The sequence below is a fragment of the Paenibacillus sp. sg306046 genome (genome assembly GCF_059821225.1).
The window spans coordinates 12,459-28,849 of sequence record NZ_JCAMRT010000019.1; the positions used below are offsets into that span (position 1 = coordinate 12,459).

At 57.0% G+C, this 16,391-nt stretch carries 12 protein-coding genes; 1 reads left to right on the forward strand and 11 read right to left on the reverse strand.

The window, feature by feature from the left end:
- Nucleotides 1-5 precede the first annotated feature (5 nt).
- From AC6ROY_RS18610 to AC6ROY_RS18645, 8 genes are all read right to left on the reverse strand, one after another.
- Nucleotides 6-1,136: a DUF4350 domain-containing protein gene (locus AC6ROY_RS18610; protein WP_500102084.1), complete on the reverse strand. Its 1,131-nt coding sequence runs from the start codon at nucleotides 1,134-1,136 to the stop codon at nucleotides 6-8.
- Nucleotides 1,120-1,755 (reverse strand): DUF4129 domain-containing protein, encoded by a 636-nt coding sequence (locus AC6ROY_RS18615; RefSeq protein ID WP_500102086.1) that lies wholly within the window; start codon nucleotides 1,753-1,755, stop codon nucleotides 1,120-1,122. The genes AC6ROY_RS18610 and AC6ROY_RS18615 overlap by 17 nt, the downstream gene beginning before the upstream one ends.
- Entirely contained in the window at nucleotides 1,748-3,091 is a 1,344-nt protein-coding gene (locus tag AC6ROY_RS18620) for a DUF7847 domain-containing protein (protein WP_500102088.1), read from the reverse strand. The genes AC6ROY_RS18615 and AC6ROY_RS18620 overlap by 8 nt, the downstream gene beginning before the upstream one ends.
- Nucleotides 3,092-3,480: 389 nt before the next feature.
- Entirely contained in the window at nucleotides 3,481-4,983 is a 1,503-nt protein-coding gene (locus tag AC6ROY_RS18625; RefSeq protein ID WP_500102089.1) for an extracellular solute-binding protein, read from the reverse strand.
- Between the two features lie 32 nt (nucleotides 4,984-5,015).
- Nucleotides 5,016-5,894 (reverse strand): carbohydrate ABC transporter permease, encoded by an 879-nt coding sequence (locus AC6ROY_RS18630; protein WP_500102091.1) that lies wholly within the window; start codon nucleotides 5,892-5,894, stop codon nucleotides 5,016-5,018.
- A 20-nt stretch (nucleotides 5,895-5,914) separates the two neighbouring features.
- Nucleotides 5,915-6,772 carry an ABC transporter permease gene (locus AC6ROY_RS18635; protein ID WP_500102168.1) on the reverse strand — a complete coding sequence of 286 codons (858 nt, stop codon included), beginning with the start codon at nucleotides 6,770-6,772 and terminating at the stop codon, nucleotides 5,915-5,917.
- Between the two features lie 280 nt (nucleotides 6,773-7,052).
- On the reverse strand, nucleotides 7,053-8,654 hold the full coding sequence (locus AC6ROY_RS18640; protein WP_500102093.1) for a glycoside hydrolase family 43 protein: 1,602 nt from the start codon (nucleotides 8,652-8,654) through the stop codon (nucleotides 7,053-7,055).
- 327 nt (nucleotides 8,655-8,981) lie between these two features.
- Complete coding sequence (locus AC6ROY_RS18645) at nucleotides 8,982-11,243, reverse strand: helix-turn-helix domain-containing protein (RefSeq protein WP_500102095.1); 2,262 nt, start codon at nucleotides 11,241-11,243, stop codon at nucleotides 8,982-8,984.
- A 145-nt stretch (nucleotides 11,244-11,388) separates the two neighbouring features.
- On the opposite strand from AC6ROY_RS18645, the gene AC6ROY_RS18650 reads away from it, so the two are divergent.
- Nucleotides 11,389-11,910 (forward strand): hypothetical protein, encoded by a 522-nt coding sequence (locus AC6ROY_RS18650; RefSeq protein WP_500102169.1) that lies wholly within the window; start codon nucleotides 11,389-11,391, stop codon nucleotides 11,908-11,910.
- A gap of 162 nt (nucleotides 11,911-12,072) precedes the next feature.
- Here the strand turns inward: AC6ROY_RS18650 and AC6ROY_RS18655 are convergent, their stop codons facing one another.
- From AC6ROY_RS18655 to AC6ROY_RS18665, 3 genes are read right to left on the reverse strand one after another with little or no spacing between them, the layout of a single operon-like run.
- Nucleotides 12,073-12,525 carry a GNAT family N-acetyltransferase gene (locus tag AC6ROY_RS18655; RefSeq protein ID WP_500102098.1) on the reverse strand — a complete coding sequence of 151 codons (453 nt, stop codon included), beginning with the start codon at nucleotides 12,523-12,525 and terminating at the stop codon, nucleotides 12,073-12,075.
- A gap of 4 nt (nucleotides 12,526-12,529) precedes the next feature.
- A complete protein-coding gene (locus AC6ROY_RS18660; protein WP_500102100.1) occupies nucleotides 12,530-14,326 on the reverse strand; it encodes an ABC transporter ATP-binding protein in 1,797 nt (598 codons plus the stop codon).
- Nucleotides 14,298-16,064 (reverse strand): ABC transporter ATP-binding protein, encoded by a 1,767-nt coding sequence (locus tag AC6ROY_RS18665; protein WP_500102102.1) that lies wholly within the window; start codon nucleotides 16,062-16,064, stop codon nucleotides 14,298-14,300. The genes AC6ROY_RS18660 and AC6ROY_RS18665 overlap by 29 nt, the downstream gene beginning before the upstream one ends.
- Nucleotides 16,065-16,391 lie beyond the last annotated feature (327 nt).

Genomic DNA, 16,391 nt, shown 5'->3' on the forward strand with positions numbered 1-16,391 from the left:
TCGGTTCACTTCCTCTCAAGTTTGCTGATCAGTTCATCAGCCAGACGGCTGTCGTGCTCCAGTTGTTTCGAACGGTACAGCGCGGCCTCGCGCGCCTGGCGGAAGCTGTCCAGCAGCTTCGCCAGATGCTCGACATCGCCCGCGCTCCCGTGAAGGCGAGCCGCCGCCAGCAGCTGTCCGTCGGTGGCGTCCAGCCGGATGCCCCATTTCTGCCGCAGCAGGCTGCGAAGATAAGCTTCCTGATGGCCGAGCGCCTCGCGGGCAAGCTGCCTGCGCTCATACCAGCCTGCGGCCGCCAGCAGCGTTTCATCGCCGCGCCGGACGGTCCAAGCGCGAGGCGTGTAGGCCGGCCCGAAGCGGACGGCCTTCAGCCACAGCCACAGCAGCGCGGCAATTGCCAGCTGCGCCAGCACCGCCAGCAGCCAGGCAGGATATACCGACAGCATGCCCGGCTGATCCTGCTGGCCGTGATGATAGTCGTCGAACCAGACGGCTTTGCGGTCGCGCGGCAAATACGGCCAAAGCAATTCAAAATGCGACTGTGCCAGCACCGTTTTGTTTGTCGTCCACTCCGGTACGAGCAGCAGCGTCACCGTTCCCTTCCCCTGCTTCATGCGCGCGGCAATGACACCTTGCCCATCCTGCAGCAGCGGCTCCGCCCCTGCGGCAAGCTTGATCCGCACCGCTGAAGCGACGGAGCCTGTCCAATCCTTGCTGCCGGGACGCAGCAAATCCGTAACGGGAACGGCCAACGGCTCGTCCGTTTGCGTCAGCTTCGTATAGCTGAAGGGCAGTCCGGCAGGCGGAGCGGAGTCGAACAGCAGCAAGTCATTGCCCTTCTCCACCCAGTCAAGCGCATCGTCGAGATCTCTGTCCGTCAGGTTGTACGGCTGGATCGACACCATCGTATGCCCCTCGGCATCCGGCAGCGCCCGCCACGGCTGACGCCATGCTTTCACCCGCTCGCCGTTTTCCTTCAGCAGGTCGTACAAGCCCTTCGCGCCATCCGCCGCAGGCGAATTCGAAAGGTACGGAGCATAACTCGGCAGCCCCGGCTTGACCAATCCATAACCGGCCAGCACAAACAGCAGCACACTGAGCGCTAACCAGATTAACTGCTTATGTCGCCGCAGCATCGGCTCCGCCTCCTTCCTGCGCCCGGTCGGCGAGCTCCCGCATGCGCGCGTAATCGGCAGCGGACGCTCGCCCGCTGCCGTACACAAGATGGTCGAACAGCGAGGACGCCTCGGTGAAGGCCGAGGTCAGCGCCGGGCGGCGCTCCAGCAGCTCCTCGCGATATTCGCGGTTCGTCTTCCACTTCTCCGCGCGCACCCAGCCCTGCTCGTCAAGCAGCAGCAGCAGGCCGAGAAACATCCGGCGCACCGCCTCCGGGTAGTCGCCTTCCCCGGCCAGCCGCTCCGCATCCGCGCGGTAAGCCCCCGACGTCGCAGCCAGCTCGCCTGCGCTGGCAAACACGCCGCGCCTGCGGCCGCGCCGGGCTATGATCATGTTGCGAATCAGCCAAATGATGACCCCGACCAGCGCCGCCAGCAGCACAATCAGCACGCCGTAGGCAAGCACCTTCGACGACTCGGGCGGCAGGTCCACATCGGGGAACAAGGCCAGCAGCTTCTCCCACATTCGCTCCAGCCAGTTCAACACCGGATTGGGCCGTGCGACGTACGGAGCAAACTCCTCGCGCGACAAAATGTCCTGCAGCTTGTCTTTATCCGCTTGCAGCTGCGCATTAGTCATGGTTCGAAGACGACTCCCCCGGTTTCGTGCGATCTGCCGGCTTTACCGGCTCCTCAGAGCCGGAACCGGACGCTGCTCCGGTATCGGACGGTGAGCCGCTATGACGATTTGCTTCCGCATCCGCCTGTCGTACCGGTTCAGTCGCGTCCCCGTCGCCGTCCGCCGTGCCGTCGGAGGACACAGCGCTGCCTGGCGCGGAAGCGGAAGCGACGTCGCCGATTTGACCGGATTGACCTGCTTGGGCGGACGGCCCGCTCGCAGCCGGATCGGAGCCTGTCTGTGCAGCCGTCTCATGTCCAGCACCGCCGCCATAGCCGCTGCCTGCCGGACCGCCATTTCCGCCGAAGCCGGCTGCTGACTGTGCTTCAGCGCCGGAGGCCTGCAAGTAACGCTCCAGGTCCGAGCCTTCATTGCGCACGCGGAGATCATAATAGATCACGCCGTAAGGAATCGTATACAGCGGAGCTACCAGCAGCACCAGCAGCACATTGATGAGCTGCCCGATCAGCGAGCTTTTGAACACGGCCACGATCAAGGCAAATACCCCTAGCGAAAACACCGAATAAATGATGCTCAGCAGCAAGAGCACAGCAAAAATGCGCCAAAAATTTCCTTTGGTCAGTCTCCAGCTGGTCCGAAGCGCCTGCTCGCCGTTTTCCAGCGCAATCACCGGGAAATAAAATCCGAACCGGATCAAAAAGTAACTCGAAGCCGCGCTCAATCCCAGTATGGATAGTATATATACGACGATGGCAATGACAACGAAAACGATTCCGCCTGAGGGCATATCCGATCCCAGTGCGGATAAGCCGGCCCCCACGCCAACCGTGACCGACACGATAATAAGAATGGCGATGACCAGCACGATCCAGATCGCCATCATAATTCCCATCCCAATAAGGCCGTATAACAAGGTATTGCCCACAAGCCGGCCATACCGGCCGAAGCCGAGACGCAGCAGCTCGCCGAACCGGGCTTCGCGCCCTTCCAAAGCAGCCTTGACCAGATGCAGCTGCGAGGACAGCAGCACCGGAAGCAGCAGCAGCGCATAAAGCGGCATCAGCAAAAAGACGAAAACAAGCAGACCGACGTTCAAATCCGAAGGATCTGCAGCGCCTGTCCCGGTGTACAGCTCAAAGGCATCCCTCATCGTTTCGCCGCTCTGCGGAAGCAGCGGGACACTGGAAAGATTATAAAGAATCCAGTTTTGCGCTAAATAAAACGGCCCGACAAACACCAGCATTAATAAGAATGCCGGGACGAAGTGCTTGCGGTATAACTGGAAGCTCCGGTCCAGTATGGCACCTACTCCCATCGGCCTGTTCAACAATTCCATGCACATACCCTCCATTTCTTATTCGACATCATTATACATGATTGCTGACATGAAGGCACCAAAAAAAACCAATTACTTGTGCCGGCAGGTCCGTTAACAAACAAAAGCCCCCGGCTCGCGGAGGCTTCTGCATTTTCGATCAGGGTCAGTCTACAGCATCAGGAACCGGCAAGCCGAAGTCAGGTTTGCCGGTTGTCCTCAGATGACGTTTGACGTATTCGCTCCTTTTCCTCTAAATGAGGGGGAATTGGGCTGCTAGCCAATCGACTAAGCGTTTGCGGACAAGCGCTGCAGCTTCCCGGTTATGAGCCGGTGGCTCCCTTTCTGCAGAAATGCAGGAATCCGCCGTCAACTCCCCGGCGGATTCCTGCTTCCTTATCATGGTTGCTTTACTTAGGCTTGTTGGCGTTATAGTAGGCTGTAAATTCCTCGATGACTTTGTCGCCGCCGTTTTTGCGCCATTTGTCAACAGCTGCGTTCCAGCCGTTTTCATCCAGCTGGCCAAGCACGTATTGCGTTTGCGCATCGGTAATGGCCTTTTTGAGATCCGAGCCCTTTTGCGTGTTGGTGCTGGAAAGCAGCGATGCGCTCAGATCAATCACAGCGAGCTGCTTGTTATCCGCGAACAGCTTCTGAACCTTTTCCTCAATCGGCTTAATCGTGCCCTTAATCTCCGACTTGCCGCCATCCCATCTTAAATTCAAGGCGTCCGCAGCCATAAGCGCTTTATCCTTCTTCTTCGCTGCGCCATTTTCGACCGTATAATCGACTCCCTCAACTCCCCATTCGAAGATATCGGTCATCGGCTTGTCAGCCAGCTTATCAAGGAAGGCGATAATTTGCTTCACCTTTTCCTCGGACGTCACGCTTTGCTTCGGAATCGCGATCAGGGAGTCATAGCCGAATGTGCCTCGAACATGCTGGCCCTTGGAGCCTTCGAAATTTTGCGCGACATCAACTTGCGCCTTAGGGTCAAGCTTGGGCAGGTCATTGTGCCGGGTAACACTGTCGTCGATCACGGAGAAATAGCTGCCTGCCTTGCCTTGATTAAAGTAATCATATTTTTTCGCGATCGGGAAGTCCGGGCTGATGATTTTTTCGCTAACCATCTTTTTGTACAGGTCGAGCGCCGCTTTGAACTCCGGGTACAGGAAGTCCGGCGTGACTTGGCCATCCTTCAAGCCCCAGCCATTCGGGCCGCCGTTGTAGACCGTAAGCTGCTTGAGCAGCTCCATCGTCGCGTCCTCCTGGATGCCGAACGTATCGTTTTTGCCGTTTTTGTCCGGGTCATTTACTGTGAACGCCTTTGCAACATTGTAAAGGTCCTCCGACGTTTTCGGCACCTGCAGCCCCAGATTATCCAGCCAGTCCTTCCGGAAAATCATCCCGTAGCGAGCCAGTGTCCGGTCACGCGGAATGCCATACAGCTTGCCTTCAATTTTTGCGTTCGTTAACGCAACCGGATTAATTTTGCTCAGATTTTTGGTGTCGGCCAGGAATGGAGTCAAGTCCCAGAATACTCCTGAGTTTTGCGCATTCAACATAGCCGTTTCCTTGTTCTTGCGGAGCAGCATAACATCGGGCAGTTTACCGGAAGCGAGCGTAGCGCTTACTTTATCATCGTAGGCGGAAGCTGGAACGAATGTAAAATTCAGCTTGGTGTTTGTATATTCCTGAATTTTCTTGATCGCAGGATTGTCTGCCGATGGCGGCTCAGGCATTTGCTGGATGAGCATCACGGACAGCTCCAGCGGCTTGCTCGCGTCAGCGCCCTGCCCGGACGGGGCCGGCGCTTCCTTCGTAGCACAGCCAGCCAGCACGGCGGCGGACAAGCAAGTGATGCAGACAGCCGAGGATACAAGCTTGAAGGTTCGTTTTTGCTGGAAAGACATCGTAATTCCCCCTGTTTTTTCGGAATATGAAATTAACCTTTCACAGAACCAAGCAGCGCGCCTTTGGCGAAATGCTTTTGCAAAAACGGATACACAATCAAAATCGGAAGCGAGGAAATAACGATAACCGCCATCTTGATTGTTTCCGCGGGTGGCGCAACATAGCCTTCTTCAAATGTGGACGAGTCTCCAATCCCCCCTTGAGATAATATAACGATTTGCCGCAGCCACACCTGCACCGGCCACAATGAGGAATCATTGATGTACAGCACGGCGCTGAAATACGAGTTCCAATGTCCGACTGCATAAAACAAAGCCATTGAAGCAAGCACCGGAGCAGACAACGGAATGACAATCCGGAATAAAATGCCGAAGTCGCTGCTTCCGTCGATGCGAGCCGCTTCCTCCAGGCCGTCCGGGAGCTGCTGGAAAAAGTTGCGCATAATAATCAGGTTGAAGGCGCTGATCAAGCCCGGAATAATAACCGCTCCGAGATTGTCCAGCAAGCCGGTCCACTTCACGATCAGGAACGTCGGAATCATTCCGCCGCTGAACAGCATCGAAAAAACGATCAGACGCATAAACAGCTTGTTGCCCGCCAAATCGCGCTGCGCCAGCGGATACGCCATCAGTGCGGTGAAAAACAAATTGACGAGTGTTCCCACAACAGTAATGAAAATGGACACGCCCAAGCTTTTCATAATAATCGGCGTCGATAAAATGTAGCGGTAGCCTTCGAGCGAGAACTTCGTCGGAATCAGGATAAAGCCACGTGCGAGCAGTTCCTCGGGAGCTGTAATGGAGGCGGCCACAATATAAACAAACGGTAAAATGCAAAGCAGCGCAACCAAACCGAGCAGCGTGTAGTTTGCCCAGTCCAGCACCCGGTTAGGCAAAGATTTGTCAACCATGAGCGATCGTTCCTTTCCTGTTAGTAAATCCCCTCTTCGCCAAACTTCTTGGACAAATAGTTCGCCCCGACGACCAGCACCAGCCCGACGGCAGACTTGAAGAGACCTACGGCCGTACTGTAGCTGAATTTGCCCTGCGTAATCCCGGTCGTATACACATACGTGTCAAACACTTCCCCAACCTCGCGGTTCATCGGGTTAATCATCAGAAAAATTTGCTCGAAGCCAGTGTCAAGAAAATGCCCGAGCCGCAAAATGAGCAAGATGATAATTGTGCTGCGGATCGCCGGCAATGTAATGTGCCATAGCTGCCGCCAGCGTCCGGCGCCGTCGATGCGCGCGGCCTCGTAAAGACCCGGATCGACGCCAGCGAGCGCGGCCAGAAAGATGATCGTCCCCCAACCCATTTCCTTCCAGATGACCTGCGAGGTAATCATCGTCCGGAACCATTCCTGGCTGAGCAGGAAGTTGATCGGCTCCTTGCCCCAGCTCTCCAGCATGTTATTGACAATGCCGCCCGGCGTATTAAAGAACAGAAAGCTGATCCCGACCACAACAACCCAGGAGACGAAATGCGGCACGTAAATGAGCGTCTGGATCGTCCGCTTGTACAAATCCTTGCGCACCTCGTTCAGCATAAGCGAGATAATGATCGGCATCGGAAAGAAAAATACGATATTATACACGGCCAGCAAAAAGGTATTGCGCAGCAGCTGCCAGAACGAATCATCGCCGAGAAACGCTTCGAAATGCTTCAAGCCTACCCATTGGCTGTTGGCGAAGCCGAGAAACGGCTGGTAGTCCTGGAAGGCAATGAGCACGCCCCACATCGGAATATATTTGTAGACGAGGAAAAACAGCAAACCCGGCGTCAGCATCAAATAAAACCAGCGATGCTTTTTGAACCGGCGCGCGAAGGTCGCCCATGCCGATGGTTGCGATTTATTATTGTTTAGTGTCGCGGTTTGCACCTGTCCTCAACTCCTTTATGTCTTTGTCTTTGTCGCTTCTTTGCTTTCGTTACTTGCGTTCGTTTTGTTTTGTACCTTTTTTGTTTTGTACCTTGTTGCTTGCTTACAGGTTGAAGCTTAGCGCGATCCGAGGTTCCCGTCTACAATCCAGGCAGCATGCGCTGCGCGCTTCGGGCCGAAATAATCATTAGGGAAGCTCGGATAATCCTGATGGAAGCTCATCGACCCGGAATTCATCGAACGCTGCGAACCCGCCGCCGGCCGTCCCTTGGCGGTTTACGGCGAACAAGCCGAGCTTCGCCCCTACCCAGCGGCCTGCGCTCGCCTGCAGCGAATCGCCCGCCTGCTGCCAGTGGAGGCCGTCGAAGCTGTAGCTGAAGCGGAAGCGCGCTTCCTCATTTATAGTCAGCCGAAGCTGTACGCCAGCTTCCCCTCCTGGTGCGACATGCTCCAGCTCGGTCGACCATAGCTCCCGCTCCGTTCGGGCGCCCTGCTCCGGCGCCCCCTGCACGACGGACAACCGCCAGCGCCCGTTCTTCGCCGTTACCGCAAGGCAAGCATACGTGATGCCAAACAAAATCAAGCCTGCCTGATCCCCGTCCGCCGCCGCGTGAAGCCGGAGCGGAGCCGTCGCCTGAAGGCTGGGCGCAGACAGCTTCTGCAGCAGCAGCTGCGGCGCTTCGTACAAGGTCGCTGCCCCGTCCGGCAGCGGCAGAGCATTCAGCCGCAGGCTGCCTGGCCTATCCTGCAAGGAATACCAGCCAGCGGCCGGGTTCGCCTGCCATTGCCACTGCCGCCCCAGCGACGGCGACGTGAAATCATCGGAGGCCGCAGGCGCGCTGACCGGGAAGACGCCGCCTACATCCGGCTTGGTCCACCGCTGCACCGGCTCGCCGATGCCGTCTCCGTTGCTGTCTTGCCCCATCACCGGCCAATCTTCCTCCCAGCGCATCGGCTGCAGATGAATGATCCGCCCGAATGCGCCGCGATCCTGAAAGTGCAAAAACCATGACTCGCCGGATTCCAGCTCGATCCAGCCGCCCTGATGCGGCCCGTTAATGTCCGTATCCCCCTGATGCAGCACGATCCGATCCTCATACGGCCCGGCAAGCGTCCGTGAGCGCAAAATCGTCTGCCAGCCCGGCACAACGCCGCCCGCCGGAGCAAATATAAAGTAGTAGCCATTGCGCTTGTAAAGCTTCGGCCCTTCAATAGTCGGATGCCGTTCAGTCCCGTCAAACACGATAACGCCTTCGCCGATCAATTCGCGGCCATCCGGCGACATCTCGACGAGCTGCAGCTTGTCCTTCAGTCCGCAGCGGCTGTGGGCAAACGCATGCACCAGATAGGCCCGTCCATCCTCATCCCAGAACGGGCAAGGGTCAATCCAGCCCTTCACCGCACTAACCTGATGCGGAGCGCTCCAGGGCCCCTCGGCGGCGTCAGCCGTACAGACGAACGTCCCTTCGTCCGGGGTCGCAAAGTATACCCAAAACTTGCCGGCATGATGCCGGATGCTGGGCGCCCAGACGCCCTCGCCGTGCCGTGGCCGGTCAAAGCCGGGCAGCTCAAGCCGGTCCATCACGTGGGTCAAAATCGTCCAGTTGATCAAATCCTTCGAATGCAAAATCGGCAAGCATGGCGCATGTGAAAAGCTCGACGAAACCATATAAAAATCAGAGCCTACCCGAATGACATCCGGATCGGCATAGTCTGCATATAAAATCGGATTCCGGTAAGTGCCGTCCCCCAGATCCGCCGGCCATACCGGCTTGCAGGTGTCTCTCATCTGCTGCCCCTCCTGTCAGGGATGATCGGGATGATCGTCCCGCACTCCTCATTCATCCTCATCCTTGTGCCCTTACTTTAAACGAACCGGTCCTTCATGCAAATAATCCGCCCGGCAGAAGCTGCCCGGATTGGCGGCCGGTTCAAGCAGAAGCAGCCGGAATAATCACCAGAGCAGGCTGGATAATCCGGATAGCGCCCTGAGGGTTATCCGGTTATTCGGCTATCCAGCCATTCAGCTATCGGCCTCCAGCAGCCAAGCAGCTGCCAGAAACGCAAACAGACTCTGGCGGCAAGCCAGAGTCTGCGAGCGTAAAGCGAATAAACATCAGCCGGAGCGGTACTTTTTGCGGTAATCGCCGGGCGTCATATCTTCCATTTTACGGAAATAACGAATGAAGTTTTGCGAGTTCTGATATCGCAGCCGCTCCGCGATTTCGGAAATTTTCATATCGCTTTCGATCAGCCATTTTTTCGCTTCGTTCAGCCGGAATTGAGATACATAGTCGCTGAAGTTGGTGCCCGTTTCTTTGCGGAACACCGTCTTCAAATAGTTCGGGTGGTAATTCAATCTGGCCGCGCACACATCAAGCGTCAGCTCCGACTCGAACTCCCGGTGAATGATCTCCTTCATCTGCTCGGATATGTTGCGGTTGCGCGCCTCCCACTTGCGGCTCATCACCGATACCATCGGCTCCAGCACCGTCGTCATAAACCAGCGCTCGATTTCCGCAGCCGTTTTCAGATGCAGCAGCTGCTCGAACAGCTCGCGTTCGCCTGTCGCCAGCGCAGGCAGCGATTCGCCGACCTGCTGCAGCTCGCGGAGCAAATCCGCCAGCAGCCGGAACAGCATCATCTGGTATTCCTGATGGTGCATCGTTTCCTTCAGCGTCATGCTTAACAGCTCATGCAGCAGCTGGCCGGCCTTCTCCAGGTCAGGCACCATCAGCGTATCAATCAGCTGCTTCTCGATCCACTCGGGAAAGACCAGCTGTGCGCGGCTGTCCGGCAGCACATCCTCCATATGCAAAATCGCTTCTTCGCCGAAGCGAATCCGGTATTTCAGCGCTCCGATGCTTTCGCGATAAGCCTGCGCGGCGGCGGCAAGCCCGACGCCGCTGCCGCTGATGCCAATGCTCACCTTCAGCTCCAGCAAATTACGCACGGTCGATTGGATTTTTTCGGCTGTGGCGTACACTTCATTTTTAGCCGCTTCCGGCGGCGTATCCGCCGGCATTTTCAGCAGCGTCACCTGATTGCCGCCAATAACGACAGGATCGTGGCGGCGCTGGGCCGGGATCAGCTCGGAAACGATGTTGTTGATCGCGAACATCAGCAGGTCGCGGTCCGACTCCATAAACCGCGTGCCGGAAAGCGTATCAATTTGTACGGTAAGCACACAATAAGAGCCTTCTTCCGCCCCGTCATGGTACTGACCGGCACGCTCCTGAATTTCCTTGCCGCTTAGCTCGCCCAGCAGCAGCTTGCGGACGAAAAACTCCTTGAGCTGGCGGGTTTGACCTTGAATTTGATCCAGCAGCTTCGTCTGGGAATGCTTCAAAGTCCGGATGTGCTCACCGATTACCTGAAATTCATCCTCATCGCGCCTGCTGTTCATCTCCTTCATGCTCCGGCCCAGACCCAACTCGATCACCTGGCGGATCGGCCTGTACATCCGGCGCGAGCCAAGCAAGGATACGCCCAGCAGCAGCAGAAAGATGACCGAGCATATAATGACGGTGTAGTAACCGATGGCCCGCGAATCCTTCGTAATTTCCGCAATGGAAACCAGGGAAACAAATTTCCAGCCATTATAATCCGACTGCCCGTACGTGATGCCGATCGAACGATGATCAAGCTGCACGGTCGTATACCCTTCGGTCGTTTCCAGCGTCTGCAAATGCTCAATAACCCGGTTAAGCGTGCTGTCGTCAAAGGTCGGATTTTCCGCATTCCGCGTCAGCAGCCGGTACTCCTCATCCAAAATAACCGTCATCGACTCCTCGGTCATCTCGGGAACCAGCTTCAGCAGCCGGGCATCGGGGAACGTCACCTCCAGTATGCCCTCCGGATTGGCAACCGAGTTAATCGGCAGCTTCTTGATCAGCCGCACGGATTGCGACGGTTCGTCCGTAACCCACTTCGACGTTTCCCCGATCGCGGCTGTGGAGGCAAGCGCGCTGCGAGCCTGCTCGGACATCAGCACAAAGGCGCTGTTATCCAGCGACCAGCCGCCCTCCAGACTGGCGAGCCGGACATTTTGGATACCTATGTCGTACGTCTGCAGCTTGTGAAGCCCTTCCGTCAGTTCATTGATTTTCAGAAAGTCATACGTGGACAGCCGCATACGGATCGTTTGACTGACCAGCGGGCTGATTGTAAACTGAATCATCGAATTGTCGATCGTTTCCAATAGCTGCTCGACCTTGAGTCGCGTCTGATTCAGGACCTGAATATTGCCTTGAATAACCTTCTCTTCAATAATCCCGCGGGCTTTCAGGTAGGATAATATACCGAGCGAAATAACCGGGATCGTCACCAGGATCAAACAAAATACGGTAAGCCTTCGTAAATATTTCGATCTCCACATAGTTCCCCCTTGTTGGCGAAGCCGGTCAATGATTCTAAATTATAATGAAAAGGCCATCCCCGTTCAAATGCCGCCCATAATCATCAGGGCAGAACCTGCCTCCGCAAATAATCACCAGGGAAGACATCATGATCTCTAGTGAACTATATGCGAGAAATGGACTTCCTACAACGGTCCGGGCCATTACCCGGACTGCGATATGCTGCCGCTCGGCCATATCGGCATCCGTTCCGTGGACGGCGGCGGCGCAGATCGCTTCACCCGGTTCACGCGGGACGAGCAGCGCACGATGATGACGCTGTGGTCGATCTTCCGCTCGCCGCTGTTTTACGGCGGAGAGCTGCGCGACAATGACGATTGGACACTGTCGCTGCTGACCAATGACGAGGTGCTGGCTGTCAATCAGCGCAGCTGCGACAGCCGCCTCGTCTCCAGCGATGGCGTGCGGATCGTCTGGGCCGCCACAGCCGAGGACGGCGACACGCTTGTCGCGCTGTTTAACCTCGGCGAGGAGCCTGCCGCTGTCTCCGTCACGCTGGAGCTGCTTGGCCTCGCGCCGGTCAAGCACGCCCGCGACCTGTGGGAGCAAGCGGCGCTGGACGACGTGCAGCAGACGCTTGAGCTGACACTGCCGCCGCATGGCAGCCGACTGATCAAGCTTTCCTAAAGTATTGGTTTAAAAAGGAGCCTTTCATTCCACGTTTACCGTGGTTTGGAAGGCTCCTTCTGATGCCGTTGACATGAAAAACTCCCTGCGGGAGGGAGCTTTCAAGAAAGCCGCAGCGAGCTGCGCTATAGCCCGCTTCCGCTCGCCGCGGCTTTATGGAGGCTACACATCCTGCGACAGCCGGACCATGTCCAGCAGCTGCATGCCGTTTTCATAAATCGGCTCCTTATAGTGGCGGACGAAAAAATCGCGGTCGATGCCAGTCATCCGAAATCCGCATTTCTGGTACAGCGCCAGCTGCCCGACACCCGTGCTGCCGGTGCCAACCTCAATCGTACGGTAGCCGAGCCGCTTCGCCTGCTCAACGGCGTGCTGCACCAGCGCTTTGCCGATGCCTTGACCGTGCAGCCGCTCAGCGACCGCCACATTAACCAGCTCGACTGTTTCCGGGCGGGTCGGCAGCAGCACATATACCCCGACGATCGCCTCCTGCCGTTCCGCCACATACGTCACGCCGCGACTCACGTAGTCGACCACCAGCTCTGGCGACGGGTCAGCGAGCAGCAGCAGCTCCATCGGCGGCGGTTCGCCTGTTGCCAATCTCCTAATACTCATTCGTTCAGCTCACTCCTTTCATTTTTCCCTGTGAATGACGGTACAACTGCTCATAGTAGCCGTGCTGCTCCAGCAGCTGCGCATGATCGCCTTGCTCGACAATCTCCCCGCTGCGCATCACAAGAATGCGGTCCGCCTGCATAATCGTGGACAGCCGGTGCGCAATGACAAGCGTCGTCCGTCCCTTCGAGACAACCGCCAGCGCCGACTGAATCAGCTGCTCCGTGTACGAATCGAGATTCGCCGTCGCTTCGTCGAGAATAAGCACCTTCGGCTTGAACACAATAATACGCGCGAAGGAAATGAGCTGCCGTTCGCCTGCCGACAGCCCGCTTCCGCGCTCCGACAGCCGTGTATCGTAGCCGTCCTTCAGCTTGGCGACCACCGTATCGGCCCCGACAAACGAACAGGCGCGGATTACGTCCTCGCGGGAGATCGACTCGTCGAACAGCCGGACATTATCAATAATGGTGCCGGAGTACAAATACGGCTCCTGCTGCACGAGTCCGACGATCCGGTGCAGCGTCGCCTGCGGCAGCTCGCGGATATCTGTATCGTCGATCCGGATGCTCCCCTGCTGCACATCATAAAACCGGCACAGCAGCGAAATCAGCGAGCTTTTACCCGCGCCGGTCGTGCCTACGATGCCGATCAGCGAGCCTGGCGCGATATGCAGATCAATCCCGCGCAGCACCGGCTGCCCTTCCCGATAGCCGAACGTGACCTGCTCGAAGTCCAGCTTGCCCTGTACCGTCTCCGGCACGAGGCGCTTCGGCACGGGAGCGTCCTTGACTTCAGGCTGAATCGAGAAAATGCTCCAAATGCGGCTAACCGAGACCGTCGTTGACTGCAGCGTGTTCCACTGCTGGGTAATCGTATTGATCGGCTGGAAAAACAGCCGGATGTACGTAATAAATGCGTACAGCACGCCAAATTCAATCTGCTTGTCGAACACGGCGATGCCGCCGAGCCAGGTGACAAACGCCACCGACAAATTGCCCAGCAAATCGAAGGAGCGGTTAAACAACACGTTCGTCCGGATTTCCCGCAAATTGGAACGGTAATACGTCCGGTTGCGGTCCGTAAACTGCTGCTGCTGCTCCTTCTCCTGATGGAACGCCTGGGTCAAATTCATGCCGGCGAGGTTTTCGGCGACAAACGCCACCAGCCGCGACAAATTCGTCCGCGCCAGCTGGTACGTCCTGCGCATATAGGAGCGGAAGGCGATCGCAATGAGCGCGATGATCGGCAACAGAATCAGACAATACCAGGTCAGCTGCACATCAAGCTGGAACATCAGCACGATGATGCAGACAAGCGTCAGCCCGTCGCGGATCAGACTCAGCAGCACCTGGTTGAAAAACTGGTTGATCGTCTCCGTATCGCTGGATACGTGGGTGATCAGACTGCCGCTCGGCACCCGGTCGAAATACGACATCGACAGCTTCGTAATATGCTCGAACAGCTCCTTGCGGATTCGCGCGACGATGCTCTGCCCGGCGAATTGGAGCAAATTGTTTTGCAGGTAAGTAAACAGCAGCCCGGTCAAGGAAAGCCCGACATAAATCGCGCTGATGATGATCAGCGTGCCATAGTTCGTATCGCCAAGCATCAGATGATCGTCGATCGCAATCTTGACCAGATAAGGCTGCAGCAGATCGGCCGCGATGGCCAGCAGCGTACAGGCGATCATCAGGATAAACGTTTTGCTATGCGGCTTCGTGTAAGCAAACAGCACCCGAAAAGCCGAGGTATACGCCTTCGCCTTGGTGTTATCGCCTGCTGACTTGTCCCTGGACATACGGGTTCCCCTCCTCTTGTATCGCATGCAGCATCGCATAAATACCGGGCTGAGCGCTGAGCTGGGCGTGCGTGCCCCGTTGGACGATCCGTCCCTCGTCAAGCACAATAATGAAATCGGCATGCTTGAGCGCGCTGATCCGGTGAGCGATCAAAATGGTCGTCCGACCGGCCCGCTCCTTGCGGATCGTTTCAATAATCGCCTTTTCCGTCACCGCGTCAACGGCGCTTACGCTGTCGTCGAGCAGCAAAATAGGAGCGCCCTTGATTAGCCCGCGAGCCAGGCTCGTGCGCTGCCGCTGGCCGCCGGACAACGTAACGCCGCGCTCGCCGAGCTTCGTTTCAAACTGCTCCGGAAACTCGACAATGCTGCTATGAATTTGCGCCTGGCGGGCGGCCCGCTCCACCTGCTCCAGTCCCGAGTCGCGGCGGTAAAAGGCAATGTTGTCGCGAATCGTCGTGCTGAACAAGAAGCCCTCCTGCGGCACGTAGGCGATCTGGCCGCGCAAGCTTTCCAGCGTCAGCTCCCGGATGTCGATACCGCCAAGCTTGATCGTTCCGGCCGGCGGGTCGTAGGTGCGCAGCAGCAGCTTGGCAAGCGTCGTTTTGCCGCTGCCCGTCTTGCCGACGATGCCGACCGTCTGCCCCGGCTCCACCGTCAGCTCGATATCCCGCAGCGCAGGCTTTTCCGCATCGGGGTATGTAAAGGTCAGCCGAGTGATCTGCAAGGCAGAGCGCTCCAAATCAACCTCCCGCGCGCCCTCCAGCTCCAAAATGTCGGGACGGCGGCTCAGCAAATCGTTTAACCGCTCCAGCGAAGCGCGAGCGCGCTGCATCGTGTTGATCACATTGCCGATTTGCTGCAGCGGGTTCACCATCATCCGGATGTACAAGGTCAGCGCGACAAAGTTGCCGAGTGAAATTTGGCCCCGGATCGTCAAGTACCCGCCGTAAGCGAGCGTAATGACTAGCGAAAGCGCCCCTAAAAACGGGATCAGCGCCTGAAACAGCGAAGAGATCCGGACCAGGCGCAGCTGCGCGTCGCGAATCCGGTCAACCGTCTGCCCGAACCGGCCCAGCATCACGGACTCCACCGCAAATTTTTTGATCACGCGAATGCCGCCGAATTGCTCCTCGACCGATTCCGTCATCGTACTCAGCGATTCCTGCACCTTGAGCGAACGGCTGCGAATAACCGGACCGAACTTGATCACGAGCAGCGGGATCAGCAGCAGCGGAGCGACACAGATTGCGATCAGCGGCAGCGGAATCGCGCTGCTTACCATCATCGCAACCGCCGCAATGAGCAAAATGCTGGCATTGGTCGTCTGGTTGACCCCCATCGAAATCGACTCGCGGATGGCCGTGACATCATTCATCACGTAGCTGAGCAGCTTGCCGACACCATGCTTGGAATAAAAGCTTTCGCTGAGCTGCGTAAAGTGCTCAAACAGCTGCTTGCGGGTAATAAATTCGAAATACCGTCCGGCACGCATAATCACATACTGCCCGACCCCGGCCAGCAGCCCGAACAGCAAGCCAATCGCCAGCAGCTTGAGGCTGTAGCTGACGATGAGCGGGGGCGTCAGCTCCCCGCGCTGCAGATGGTCGGTGAAATCGCCGAGCAGCCGCGGATAGTACGCCTGAATAATGTTGGCAGCGGCAATCAGCACAACCGCCAGCGCATACAGGGGCCACTTGGACTTGAGATAATTCCACAACAAACGCTGAGCCTTCATGAAGCGGATCACTTCCTATATGTTGTAGTTGGCAATGCAACTATAGGAGCTGCACGGCCTCGGAAAGCCCATCTGCTCACGTTCATAAGCTGCTGCAGGCTTTATTTTACCACAACACTCCCCATTGCTGAACGCTTTCAAGGCGAATTTCCGAAATTTTTCATCGGGTCCGGCGCAGCTTTCGGCCATTGTGACGCTCGGCATCGGCCCCCCTTTACAATTTCTTTAAATCTCCTCGGCGGCATTCCTGCTCCAAGCTGGAGGAGTTAAGGCAATGACGGCGAACTTTGTTGCTTAGAAAAGGCTGGTCGGGCCGCATCGCGGTTC

What these genes read in the sequence shown, in the direction of transcription:
- AC6ROY_RS18610 (WP_500102084.1), bottom strand. Translation starts at nt 1,136, where the DNA reads ATGCTGCGGCGACATAAGCAGTTAATCTGGTTAGCGCTCAGTGTGCTG.
- AC6ROY_RS18615 (WP_500102086.1), bottom strand. Translation starts at nt 1,755, where the DNA reads ATGACTAATGCGCAGCTGCAAGCGGATAAAGACAAGCTGCAGGACATT.
- AC6ROY_RS18620 (WP_500102088.1), bottom strand. Translation starts at nt 3,091, where the DNA reads ATGGAATTGTTGAACAGGCCGATGGGAGTAGGTGCCATACTGGACCGG.
- AC6ROY_RS18625 (WP_500102089.1), bottom strand. Translation starts at nt 4,983, where the DNA reads ATGTCTTTCCAGCAAAAACGAACCTTCAAGCTTGTATCCTCGGCTGTC.
- AC6ROY_RS18630 (WP_500102091.1), bottom strand. Translation starts at nt 5,894, where the DNA reads ATGGTTGACAAATCTTTGCCTAACCGGGTGCTGGACTGGGCAAACTAC.
- AC6ROY_RS18635 (WP_500102168.1), bottom strand. Translation starts at nt 6,772, where the DNA reads ATGCTGACGCCGGGTTTGCTGTTTTTCCTCGTCTACAAATATATTCCG.
- AC6ROY_RS18640 (WP_500102093.1), bottom strand. Translation starts at nt 8,654, where the DNA reads ATGAGAGACACCTGCAAGCCGGTATGGCCGGCGGATCTGGGGGACGGC.
- AC6ROY_RS18645 (WP_500102095.1), bottom strand. Translation starts at nt 11,243, where the DNA reads ATGTGGAGATCGAAATATTTACGAAGGCTTACCGTATTTTGTTTGATC.
- AC6ROY_RS18655 (WP_500102098.1), bottom strand. Translation starts at nt 12,525, where the DNA reads ATGAGTATTAGGAGATTGGCAACAGGCGAACCGCCGCCGATGGAGCTG.
- AC6ROY_RS18660 (WP_500102100.1), bottom strand. Translation starts at nt 14,326, where the DNA reads ATGTCCAGGGACAAGTCAGCAGGCGATAACACCAAGGCGAAGGCGTAT.
- AC6ROY_RS18665 (WP_500102102.1), bottom strand. Translation starts at nt 16,064, where the DNA reads ATGAAGGCTCAGCGTTTGTTGTGGAATTATCTCAAGTCCAAGTGGCCC.